The organism is Saprospira grandis (assembly GCF_027594745.1).
In the GTDB taxonomy this organism is placed as follows: Bacteria; Bacteroidota; Bacteroidia; order Chitinophagales; family Saprospiraceae; genus Saprospira; species Saprospira grandis.
Window position 1 is genome coordinate 3,317,588 of the sequence record NZ_CP110854.1, and the last position, 12,221, is coordinate 3,329,808.

10 protein-coding genes and 1 pseudogene are annotated in these 12,221 nt (G+C 48.1%); all 11 read left to right on the forward strand.

Annotated features, from left to right (window positions below):
* The 11 genes and pseudogenes from OP864_RS13110 (at position 1) to OP864_RS13160 (ending at position 12,169) form a co-directional block, all read left to right on the forward strand.
* On the forward strand, positions 1-618 hold the full coding sequence (locus OP864_RS13110; protein ID WP_270098611.1) for a hypothetical protein: 618 nt from the start codon (positions 1-3) through the stop codon (positions 616-618).
* Positions 619-946: 328 nt separating this feature from the next.
* Positions 947-1,510, forward strand: a complete 564-nt coding sequence (locus OP864_RS13115; protein ID WP_270098612.1) for an L-threonylcarbamoyladenylate synthase — start codon at positions 947-949, stop codon at positions 1,508-1,510.
* Between the two features lie 71 nt (positions 1,511-1,581).
* The gene (locus OP864_RS13120; RefSeq protein ID WP_270098613.1) at positions 1,582-3,012 is read left to right on the forward strand and encodes a CCA tRNA nucleotidyltransferase; all 1,431 of its coding nucleotides are present in this window, start codon (positions 1,582-1,584) and stop codon (positions 3,010-3,012) included.
* Positions 3,013-3,018: 6 nt separating this feature from the next.
* Positions 3,019-3,480 carry a hypothetical protein gene (locus OP864_RS13125; protein WP_270098614.1) on the forward strand — a complete coding sequence of 154 codons (462 nt, stop codon included), beginning with the start codon at positions 3,019-3,021 and terminating at the stop codon, positions 3,478-3,480.
* 359 nt (positions 3,481-3,839) lie between these two features.
* Positions 3,840-4,151, forward strand: a pseudogene (locus OP864_RS13130) (YHYH protein); the annotation flags it as partial.
* Between the two features lie 144 nt (positions 4,152-4,295).
* Entirely contained in the window at positions 4,296-6,515 is a 2,220-nt protein-coding gene (locus OP864_RS13135; RefSeq protein WP_270098616.1) for a TonB-dependent receptor, read from the forward strand.
* Between the two features lie 830 nt (positions 6,516-7,345).
* Positions 7,346-8,104: an NfeD family protein gene (locus tag OP864_RS13140; RefSeq protein ID WP_270098617.1), complete on the forward strand. Its 759-nt coding sequence runs from the start codon at positions 7,346-7,348 to the stop codon at positions 8,102-8,104.
* A gap of 47 nt (positions 8,105-8,151) precedes the next feature.
* Positions 8,152-8,811: a hypothetical protein gene (locus OP864_RS13145; protein WP_270098618.1), complete on the forward strand. Its 660-nt coding sequence runs from the start codon at positions 8,152-8,154 to the stop codon at positions 8,809-8,811.
* 18 nt (positions 8,812-8,829) lie between these two features.
* Positions 8,830-9,642, forward strand: a complete 813-nt coding sequence (locus OP864_RS13150; protein WP_270098619.1) for a C2 family cysteine protease — start codon at positions 8,830-8,832, stop codon at positions 9,640-9,642.
* A gap of 70 nt (positions 9,643-9,712) precedes the next feature.
* Entirely contained in the window at positions 9,713-9,952 is a 240-nt protein-coding gene (locus tag OP864_RS13155) for a DUF6406 domain-containing protein (RefSeq protein WP_270098620.1), read from the forward strand.
* An 84-nt stretch (positions 9,953-10,036) separates the two neighbouring features.
* Positions 10,037-12,169, forward strand: coding sequence for an SPFH domain-containing protein (locus tag OP864_RS13160; protein WP_270098621.1), 2,133 nt, complete (start codon positions 10,037-10,039; stop codon positions 12,167-12,169).
* The last annotated feature ends 52 nt before the right edge of the window (positions 12,170-12,221 follow it).

Here is a 12,221-nt window from a genome sequence, read left to right on the forward strand (position 1 = left end):
ATGAATAAGTACGAATCACTCCAACAGGCCGCCCAGGCCTATTTTGCCCAAAACCCTGAGGCAAAACAAGAAAAAGTTATCCTCCTTTGGCGAGAAGAAGGCGGCTCCAGCCTTTCTTATTATGGCGGCCAAGCCAGCCAGTTAACCGATTGGCCCGAGCGCCAAGGCCAGCCTATGCAGCATGTTTTGCGCCTAGATTTGCGGCAGCTGCCTCAGCCCCCAGCCGATTTTCTCTCTCTTTTTGTGGCGAATCCAGCAGATAATGAGGCTTTTTTACCCTTCAATGACTCTAGCCAACTCCATTTTCATACGGGCCAGGCCGCTATGCCCAATACTCCGCCCATTGCGCCCCTTGCTAGCCAAATGATTCAGCAAAAAGCCCTAATGCTCCCTAGCGAAATTTTTGGCTGGGAAGCCCCCAATGAAGCCCTAAAGGCGATCCGCCAACAATTGTTCAATTGCTCTTACTTGGGCGGCCAACCGCTCTGGCTCCAAAGCGATGAACATCATGGCGCTTTTATTGGCCAATTTGATGAGCGACTGGCGCCAGACCTTAACCTCGGCGACTCAGGCGTCATGTATCTCTTTGAAGATACCGCCTTTTGGCAATGCTACTAAACATTTTTCGCCAGCTTTTCTTTAAGAAGGGCTGGCTTTTCTTTTTTTTGGGGCTGCCCCGCCCTGCGGGCGGGTCGCTCCACTTCGCAGCTCGCAGTTCTGCTCGGCCCTGCAGCCCTTCGGGCTTTGGTCTGCCGCTGCGCGGCCCTGCTTCGGCAGCTCAGCCTGCGGCGGCTTCGCCGCCTGTCCCATCCAAATGGACCAAAATTAAATGCGGTAAAAAGTATTAATCCTATTACTTTTGTGCGGAACATCTGGGGGAACTAAAGTATAGCTTTTTGCCCCCTTGCTTAAGGACCAATAATTTAAGACCTAATATAACTACAGAATGAAAGACGAAAAAGCAGCAATTTTAGCCTGTCTGCAAAAGGGAGGGAGCCTGCTCTATCCTACAGACACGATTTGGGGCCTGGGCTGCGATGCCCATAATGTAGCCGCTGTAGAACAGTTGTACCAGCTCAAGCAGCGCCCCGCAGAAAAGTCCCTGATCCTCCTCGTCTCCGATATCGAGATGCTGAAGCAATACGTTTTTCCCGTTCCCCCCAAGGCCGCTAAGCTCATTAGCTTTCATGAACGCCCCCTCACCATTATTTACGATCAACCAAAGAATCTTCCCAAAGAACTCTTAGCCGCCGATGGCAGCATCGCTATCCGCGTCTGCCAATCCGCTTTTTGCCAAGATTTTATCCGCGCTTTTGGCCGAGCCGTGGTCTCTACCTCTGCCAATTATAGCGGCCAAACTAGCCCCGCCCATTTTGGCGAAATCGAGCCCAGCCTCATAGAAAAAGTAGATTATGTTTGTGAGTATGGCCAAGATGACCGCCAAGAAGTAGCCCCCTCTACGATTGTCCGTATTGGCCCCAAGGAAGAATTGGAGTTTATTCGACCCTAATTGGGGAGGGCGCTTAATTTTGCTATCTTTGCGCCTTCTAATCTATTTGAAAACATAGTTTGCACCTTCCTATGCAATTTGAGATGACGGCCCAAGAGGAGGCCTTGTTTAAGACTATTGCCCAAGCCGCTCAGAAGCTGGGCTTTCCTACTTATGTGATTGGCGGATATGTCCGCGACCGCCTTTTGGGCCGCTCAAGTAAGGGGAAGGACCTCGACCTCGTTTGTGTCGGTAGCGGTATCGAACTGGCCAAGGCGATCGCCAAATGCTTAAAACCACAACCTAAGGTGGTCACTTATGCCCGCTTCGGTACAGCCGCCTTGCATCATAAGGATTGGGAAATCGAGCTGGTCGGCGCTCGTAAGGAGTCTTACCGCCCCGAATCTCGCAAACCCACTGTAGAGGATGGTACCCTAGAAGATGACCAAAATCGCCGCGATTTTACGATTAACGCCTTAGCCATTTCGCTCAATGAAGCCGATTTTGGCCAGTTGCTAGATCCCTTTGGCGGCCTAGCCGATCTAGAGACAAAATGTATTCGCACTCCGCTCGCTCCAGAAACCACCTTTTCCGATGACCCGCTCCGTATGATGCGCGCCATCCGCTTCGCTAGCCAGTTGGGCTTCGAAATTGAGGAAAAGACTTTCGCTGCTATTCAGTCAGAGCGGGAACGCATTCACATCATCTCTCAAGAGCGCATTAGTAGTGAGCTGAATAAGATTATGCTTTCGACTAAGCCCTCTTTGGGCCTTAGCCTACTGTTTAAGTCGGGCCTACTCGAGCTGATTTTCCCCGAGCTCTACGCTATGCATGGGGTAGAGGAGAAAGAAGGGGTCCGCCATAAGGATAATTTCTGGCACACCCTCAAGGTAGTCGATAATATGGCCGAAAAGAGCGATGATCTTTGGATGCGCTGGTCGGCTCTCTTGCACGATATTGCCAAACCCCTCACCAAACGCTATTTTAAGGGCCAAGGCTGGAGCTTTCACGGGCATGAGGCCGTGGGCGGCAAATTGGTCCCCAAAATATTTAAGCGTTTTAAGTTGCCATTGGACCAAAAAATGAAAAAGGTCCAGAAAATCGTGAGCATGCACCAACGGCCTATTCTGCTCACACAGGACCGAGAAAATATTACCGATTCTGCCATTCGCCGCCTCCTCTTTGAGGCGGGCGACGATCTAGAAGACCTCCTCTTGATGTGTGAGGCCGATAGCACCACTGCCAATCCCAAAAAATTGGCCCGCTATGCCGACAACCTCATCTTCCTCCGCCAACGCCTACAAGAGGTAGAAGAAAAGGACCACCTCCGCCAATGGCAGCCCCCCATTTCGGGAGAGGAAATTATGGAGACCTTCCAGATTAAGCCCTCCAGAACGGTGGGCCAACTCAAAAATGCCATCCGTGAGGCGATCCTCGATGGCCTAATCCCCAATGAGTATGAGGCCGCTCGCAACTTTATGCTGGAACAGGCCGCCGCAATGGACCTCTTTCCTAAAAAATAGTACGCCATGAATCAACTGCAAGTCAAACATTTTTCTACCTATACTCGACTAGAAGATAAGGACATCCGTACGGTGGTGGTCCTAGAAGATGAGTCGATTTGGTGGCATGCCCCTGGCTATCCCTGGCAGCCCTCTTCCAATGATGGCCTGCCCAAAGATTATAAAATTGCTCATTTTGTGGCTTATAGCCGCTCTGCTCGAGATGGAAGCCGCTATGTGGCCGTTCTAGAAGATCAATCGATCTGGTGGTTTGTTCCGGGTCATCCTTGGCAGCCTTCTTCCAGCAAAGGCCTGCCTGACAATTACCAAATTGCCGATTTTCAGGCCTTTATGCAAGATCAACAAACGGTCTATATGCTTCGGCTGCAAGACCAAACGATCTGGATGTTTACCCCTGAAAGTAGCTGGCAGCCGCTTCCGCTCAATGGTTTGCCATTAAAGGGAAACACTCAAAATTTACAGCAATAGTTATAAAGCCTCCTGTTTAGGGGGCTTTTTTTGTTGGTTGGGATAATTATGGCGAATAAAAAACAAAAGCCAAACTGCCGAAGAAAAAAGCTAAAAGAAAAAAAATGGATGAGCAGGCCTAGCGATGTGCAGCAGTGGCCGTCAGGCCAGACCGAGGCAGCGAAGCTGGCGAAGGGCCGAGCGAAGAGCGAGCTGCGAAACGTAGCGCCTGCCGCAGGCAGGAGGCCCAAAAAATGAGTATAGAGAAGAAAGATTTGGGGGAATAAAAAGCAAGCATTGTAGGTATCTGCTTTGGGGGGATTATATGGGGAAGAGGGTCTAAAGGGGGATTAAATTTAAGAATACCAAAAGCGATGATTATGAACAGATCCTTCAAAACGGCTTCCTTTTTATTTTTGGGCTTAGCAGTAGCCACTTCGGCTTGTAAAAAGGAAGAGGAAGGAATTTCGGGTAGTGAAGAAACCGTAGTGAGTGTAGAGTCCAGTTATTTCACGGCGGCGAATACGAACACCACCGTAACGATTGTACCTTGTACGCTTTCTGATGGGACAGAAACGGATTGTTATGAGATCGTAACGACGAGTATGCCTACTGATCATCAGATGGGGCCTTGGTGTCCGGACAACATTAGCGATGATGCATCTGCTGGAGGGATTTGGTTAGAGGGGGGGATACGCTAGCTCCTTTTGATGATGCGGGGGGGGCGTAGAGAGGATTAGATAACTACAGTCTTGTTTGTTTTTTTAGGAGCAGCCAATTGGGGTTGCTTTTTTTATAAAACTGAATATCTTGGGGGCTCACTAAACAAAATTCTAATGAAATTTATTTTTTTTACCACTTTACTATTTGCCTTCTCGCTCAGTTTGCATGCACAAACCCTAGAAGGGCAGATTCTAGATAAGTCCTCTTCTCCTATTGCTGAGGCGACCATTATCAACAGGGCCAATCAGCAGCATAGCCATAGTGATTTGCGGGGTAGTTTTCAGCTAGAAAAAGTGGCTATTGGAGATACTTTAGAGTTTCGACATCTTTTATATCGCCCTAAGGTATTGTTGGTGGTCCAAACGGACAGCTCTATAATTGTACAATTAGATGATTTGGCGGTGGAGCTTGAAGAAGTTGTCATCAACAATAAGGTAAATAGCCTACAGCTCCTTTCTGATATTGATTTGCAGTTGCAGCCCGTAAAATCTTCTCAAGACTTATTAAAAAAAATGCCCGGCCTTTTTATTGGACAGCATGCTGGGGGCGGCAAGGCCGAGCAGATATTTCTGCGTGGTTTTGACATTGACCACGGCACTGATTTGAGCATCACGGTAGATGATATGCCCGTAAATATGGTCTCTCATGCGCATGGGCAGGGTTATGCAGATTTACATTTTCTGATTCCTGAAACGGTAGAGCAAATTCAGTTTGAAAAAGGAAGCTACAATGAGCAAAAAGGTAATTTTGCTACAGCTGGCTATGTCAATTTCAAAACCAAAAACTACCTAGAAGATAATCTGATTAAACTAGAAGCTGGTCAATATAATAGTGCTCGTGTTTTGGGGCTCTTTAAATTATTTAATAGCGGAAAGCAATCGGCTTATATTGCTAGCGATTATCAAGCAACTGATGGCTATTTTGAAAGCCCCCAGCACTTTGATCGGCTCAATCTCTTTGCTAAATTTAGCCTAAATAGCTCTCCAAATAATCACATAAATATTACGGCCTCGCATTTTCAAAGTAGTTGGGACGCCTCGGGCCAAATCCCTACAAGAGCAGTAGAACAAGGACTCATTAGCCGCTTTGGAGCTATAGATGATACCGAAGGCGGACAAACTAGCCGAACAAATATTCGTTTGGCGCACAAAAAAATTATTGATGCGCATTCTTTGATCAAAACGAGCCTCTACTGGAGCAAGTACGATTTTGAACTCTATTCTAATTTTACCTTCTTCTTAGAAGACAGCATCAATGGCGACCAAATCAAACAGCAAGAAGATCGAAATATCTACGGCCTAAATACAGAGTATAATCGCTTCTTTCATTTTAATCAGTTAGAAGGGGCCCTGATCGCCGGTCTACAACTAAGAGCCGATGAATCTATAGACAATGAACTCTCTCATACGATCAACCGCCAAACCGTTTTGGAGCAAATCCAATTTGGCGATATCCAAGAAAAAAATGCCGCTGCTTATCTAGGCGCAAAATTAAATATTGGCAAATGGCTGATCCAGCCCAGCTTGCGCCTAGATTATTTTGATTTTGCTTATACCAATCATCTGAGCAGCGAATATGACCATCGCGCTAGAACAAAAAGCATCTTGAGCCCAAAACTCAATATCGCTTACCAACAGTCCAATCGCTTGCAGCTCTACCTCAAAGGAGGAAAGGGCTTCCACTCCAATGATAGCCGCCTAGTCATTGCCCAAAATTTAGACGAAATCTTGCCCGCTACCTATGGCTTTGATCTAGGCTATAACTGGAAAATTAGCCCCAAAATGTTCCTCAATATGGCCTATTGGTACCTCTACATGGAACAAGAGTTTGTCTATGTAGGCGATGCCGGTATTGTAGAACCCTCTGGCCGTAGCCAAAGACAAGGGATCGACCTTAGCTATCGATACCAACCTGTCACTTCCCTCTTTTTTAATCTGGATGCCAATTATACCCACGCCCGAAGTATAGAGGAGGAAGTCGGCCAAGATTATATCCCCCTAGCAGCAGATTTCACCCTCCAAGCAGGCCTGAATTATAAACACTCTAGCGGACTGTATGGGAGCCTCAACCTAAGACATATCAATGACCGCCCCGCCAATGAAGATAATTCTATCGTAGCAGAAGGGTATACCCTGGTCGATGCCAACCTAGGCTATGAGTATAAACAATTTGATTTTGCTGTGCAGATTCAAAACCTCTTTAATACAGCATGGAACGAAACACAGTTTGCCACCGAGTCTCGCCTTTTTAATGAAAGCGAATCGGTAGAGGAAATTCACTTTACGCCCGGAACTCCTTTTTTCCTCAAGCTAGTCATGCAATATAAGTTCTAGAATTTGGGGCCCGCGGCCGCCCCAAAAAGGGCGGGCGGCCGCCGCTATGCTGCGGGGCTCACAGGTCTGTTCGGCCCTTCAGGCTACACTTCGTTTCGCCTTCGGTCTGGCCTTCGGCCACCCCTGCGCAGCGCTGGGCCGTTTGGCCTTCGGCCATGGCGGCTTTGCCGCTATCTGCAGCCTATGGCCGAAAGCCAAACGGTAGAGAAAAAGCGAACAAGGACTTTAGTCCCTCAGTTCGCTCAGTCAACAACCCTGGGCTTCAGCCCAGGGCAGTAAGAATAGAAGCTTAAGGGGGTAGTGAGCGTATTTTCCCATGGGCTGAAGCCCATGGTTGCGGGTCTGTGCAAACTGGCGGGCTAAAGCCCTTGTTTGCTTGTATTAGCAGTCGTTATGGGCCGATGGTTTTAACCGTCGGCTCATTTTTATTGGGCTTAGCATGGCCCCTTTTGTTGCTGTAGGTTTCAACCTACAGGCCCAGATAGCAGGCCCGCAGGGCCGCAGGCCAAACGGCCTAGGGGCCTGAAAGGGTGGCCGCAGGCCAGACCAAAGAGCCGAAGGCGACGCAGGGCCGAGCAGAGCTGCGAGCCCTGCAAGGGCCCGGCCGCCAAAGGCGGCAGGCCCCAAAAAAATATTATCCTCCAAATAGGGTTTCAGGCCGTAGGCCTAGAGTTTTTGCCCTTCCATATTAGGTATTCGCCCAAAAAGAGCTAAATTAAAGGCCTTAAGACATCTTAACAGAATGGGAACCTTTGTTAAGAAAGAAACCTTAGGCTAGATGTCTATTCATTTTAATAGGTTCATGAACCCCTAGATTTAATTATTCCCCTATGATGGAGCTTATCCAGGCGGCCTTATCGGCCTCCAATCTTCTTTGGACCGTTCTGTTTGTATTGGTCATCTTATATTGGTTGTCGGTAGTATTGGGCGCTCTAGATATAGAGAGCTTTGATATGGACCTAGATGCAGATGTCGACGTAGATGTAGATGTAGATGTAGATGTAGATGTAGACGTGGATGTGGATGTAGATGCAGACATTGATGTAGATGCGGATGTAGACGCAGATGTAGACGCGGATGTAGATGCCGATGCAGATACTGAGGTTTCTGCCGGGGCGCAGGTTTCTTGGTGGATCGGTACGCTTCGTTTTCTCAATTTGGGCAAACTGCCCTTTATGATTCTCTTTTCCTTATTTATATTGAGTGCTTGGAGCATTTCGGTCTTATTGAACCATGAGGGAAGCTTTTACAATCCGGAGAATACAATTACGCTGGCCCTCATTTCTCTTTTGCCCAATATCTTGGTCAGTGCTTTAATCATGAAAATTTTGTCATCGCCTTTGGTGCCTATTTTTGCCAAGTTAGATACTTCGGTAAAGGCGATAGATTATAAAGGAAAAGTGGGGACGGTCCTCACAGAGATTGCCCCAGATAGCATGGGCCAGATTAAGGTCTTTGTGAATGATTCGGTCTCTACGATTTCGGCCAAAAGCATAGAAAAACAAATCAAGAAGGGCCAAAAGGTCTTAATTGTGGATGAGCTGCAGCAGGAAAACTGCTTTGTGGTCGTCCCTGCCGATGAACATTAAAAAAAGCCAAAATACCTACCTTATACCTATCTAATTATTGTCAAATTATGTCCGTAGAACTAAATTTAGATCAGCTGTCGGAGCTGACCCCCGCCGATTACCTCAAGGCCCTAAAAGCAAAGGCCAATTGGAAAAAAGCCAAGGCGGTATTGGTCTTAGCCGACTATAAACTAGGGGCCAAAAAAATTAGCCTGATGCTTCCCTTTAAGAAGGAAGCGGAGATGCAAAAGGCCGTTAAAAGAGTGAAGCAGGAGAAAATTCACTTGATGAAAAAGACCGGAGGCGGTAGCTTTGCCCTAGAGCAAACGGAAGAAGGCCTCAAAGCCAAAATTGAGCTGAAAAAAGGAGGCCTGAGCCCCGAAATCATGCAGCAGAAGTTGGCGCCCGTCTTGGCCAAGGCTAAAATGGAACTAGAACTGGCCGTAGCTGCTGTTGCCGAGGCCGTAGAAGCCGCCACGGAAGAAGCTCCCGCCGCCGCTACCGCCCCGGCCCAAAAACATGAGCTGGATATTAGCGCTAAGGCCCCAAAAGAACAGGCCGTCAAACTAGTCGATACCTTTGATCAGCTATTGGACCGATTGAAAAATGCCCAAAGCGATATCTTTGGCAAGCTCAAAAGCCGAGAACATACAGAAGAAGATACGGCAGAGGTTTTTGCCCTTAAGGGACTCTGTGAGCAGTTTGAAACCTATTACGAACAGGCTTAAGATGCCGTAAAAGCAAAGTTGGATAGCCGCTATGCCAAGCTCAAGGATTATAAGGGCAAGGTGGATAAAATCTATGAGTTTACCCGCTCCAATCCCCCCATCCGCGACGAGCAAAACTATAAATACGATGAGGTCGTTGCCGATATTTTCAAAAAAGGCTGGTCCGATACTAATAGTGTAGACCCCAATGATGTGCAACAGGGCTATCTGGGCGATTGCTACTTTCTCGCCGCCGTGGCCAGCTTGGCCAAAACAGACCCCGGGGCCATCAAAAAGCTGATTAAAGACAATGGAGATGGGACCTATGATGTGACCCTACACGTCTATAAGTACTGGATCTCTTGGGACCGTAGCCCCGTAACCGTCAAAGTAAAACCCGAATTTCCAGTAGATGAAAATGGAAATCCCGCCTATGCTCGCCTAGGCGATCAAGAGCTTTGGGTGATGCTACTCGAAAAAGCCTATGCCCAATATCAGGGCAGCTATCAGGATATTCATGGCGGCTATGTAGAAAAAGCCATGGGCCTACTCACTGGAGAAGATGGCGATGTCTATAAAACCAAGAGCTACTCGGCCAAAGAAATCGAAGAGATGATTACCGAAGCCTTAGAAGATAAGCGGATGGTAGCGGCCGATACTAAGGGCAATGACGATAGCCAGCAAACCAAGCTCAAAGATGGGCAGCGAGTAGTACATGGCCACTCTTATGCGGTTATGGGCGTGAATGGCGGCAAAGTTAAGCTGCGCAACCCCTGGGGCTACTACCACCTCGAAATTGATTTTGATACGCTAAAAGAATATTTCTATGACTTTAGCATCGGCGATAAATAGATTATTTATTTGGAGCTTGGGCCTGCTGTTTTGCTTGCAGGCCTGCGCCCAAGCCCCCAAAACAGAAGAAATGGCAAAAGAATATATTATTGAACAGGGCGTGCCCGCTCCTTTGGGCAGCGCTACGGTTTCTGCAGCTACCGTAAATACCGAAATGGCGGTCCTGCTTTACTTTCAAGAAGAAAAAGAATTTGAATTATCCCTAGGCGATGAGTTCGAGATCCAGGGCAAAAAATACCAGCTCAAATCTCTACATCCAGATGGCGAAAATCGCAAATTTCCTTACCTTGTCTTAACAGAAGTGGACTAAATGAGTCCTCAACTTCTTCTAACGGGCCCCTCAAATGCCCAGATAACCCCAAATTTTACTCAACAACTCTAAAACATTTTGCTCATGTTCCCGCAAATTATGCTCATCGTCGGCGGAGTGATTCTGCTCGTCTTGATCGGCTTTGTTATTCTTGTGGCCCGTTGCCACCGAAAGGTCCCCCAGGGACGTGCACTAATTAGAACTGGCTTTGGTGGAACCAAGGTCGTTTATGATAGTGGAATGTTTGTCGTTCCCGTTTTGCACAAAGTAGAAGAAATGGATATCTCGATCAAAACGATTGAGGTAGGCCGTACAGGTAGTGAAGGGTTGATCTGCCAAGATAACCTTCGTGCCGATATTAAAGTCGTGTTCTTCGTTCGGGTCAATAAAGACAAACAGTCGATTCTCGAAGTGGCCCAGGCCATTGGTTGCGCCCGTGCGTCTAAGCAGGAAACGCTCAACAGCCTTTTTGATGCTAAATTCTCTGAGGCCCTAAAAACAGTAGGTAAGCAGTTTGACTTGATTGACCTCTATACCGAGCGCAACAAGTTTAAGAACAAGATTCTGGAAACCATTGGCACCGACCTCAACGGCTATGTTTTGGATGACTGTGCGATTGATTACCTCGAGCAAACGCCTATCACGGCCCTAAAGCAGGATAATATCCTAGACTCTGAGGGGATCAAGAAGATTGAAGAATTGACTTCAATCCAAATTGAAAAGACCAACTTTATCCGCCGCGAGCGAGAAAAAACCATCAAGCAACAAGATGTAGAAGCTCGTGAAGCTATCTTGCAACTTGAGCTCCAACAGGCAGAAAAAGAAGAGCGCCAAAAAAGAGCCTTGACCATCTTGCAGTCAGAGCAAACCAATGAGGCCGAGCAATTGGTGATTTCTAAGAACTTGGAAACTGAACTCAAGCGCAAAGAAGCCCATCGCCAAGAGGGCATTGCCGAGGAAAATAAGGAGCGGGAAATCATTGTGGCCCGCAAAAATAAGGAACGCACCGAGGCCGTAGAAAACGAACGCATCGAGATTGACCGCCTTTTGGAGGTAGAGAAAAAAGAGCGTTCGGTAGGAGAGGCCCGGATCGAAAAGGAAAAGGTCCTAGAAGCCAAAAAGCGAGATATTCAAGCGATTATCAAGGAGCGTAAGGCCGAAGAGAAAAAGACCATTGAAGAGGATCAGAAGATCCAAGATGCTATCCAGTTGGCCGAAGCAGAGCGCGAACGCCAAGTGGCCATGATTAACGTACAAAAGACCACGGAGACCCAAAAGGTAGAGGAAACTCGCCGGGCAGAAGCCGAAAAAGCGGTGGCGGAAATCAAGGCCCAACAAATTATTATTGAGGCCGATGCCAAAAAAGCCGCTCAGCAGAAGGAAGCCGAAGCTCGCAAAATTGCCGCCGAAGCCAAAGCCGCTGAAGAAGCCACTGTTGGTTTGGCCGAGGCCGAAGTCATGCAGGCCCGTGCCGAAGCTGCCGAACTTGAAGGCAATGTAGAGGCCCGCTTGATTGAGCAAAAAGCCCTAGCCGAAGCCAAAGCCATTGAGGCCAAAGCCGAAGCCACTCGCAAACAAGGTTTGGCCGAGGCCGAAGTGAACCGTGAAAAAGGAACCGTGGAGGCCCAACTCATCTCGCAAAAAGGTACCTCTGAAGCTAGCGTGATCGAATTGCGCCTAGCTGCCGAAGCCAAAGGTTTGGCCGCCAAAGCAGAGGCCATGAAGGCCCTAGACGGCGTAGGCCGAGAGCATGAAGAATACAAACTCCGCTTGGAGCAAGAGCGCCAAATCGCTTTGGCCGAAATCGAAGCTCGTCGCGCTATTGCCGAGGCCCAAGCTCGCCTCCTCGGCCAGTCTTTGAGCAACGCCCGCATCGATATCGTGGGTGGCGAAACGCAATTCTTCGATTCTTTGCTCAACTCGATCAACAAGGGCAAATCTGTAGATCGCCTGATCGACAGCTCGAAGCATTTGCAAGATGCCAAGGCCGCACTTTTGGGCAATGGCGTAGAGCAGGGCCTATTTAGCCGCCTACGGGAGTTTGCTCAGGAGTACAATATCGGTAGCGATACCCTCCGCGACCTAACCATTTCTGCACTTTTGTCTCAGTTGTATGGCAAGGTGAGCGGCAACCAAAAAGACCTTATCCGCAGCATGATGGACCAGGTGAGTAGCTTGGGCATCAACAACCAATCTGCTGCTGACTTGCTAGGCTAATTCTGATTTGGGGCCTCCCGCAGCCCTTTAAATTGGGGCTGCGGGCGCTACG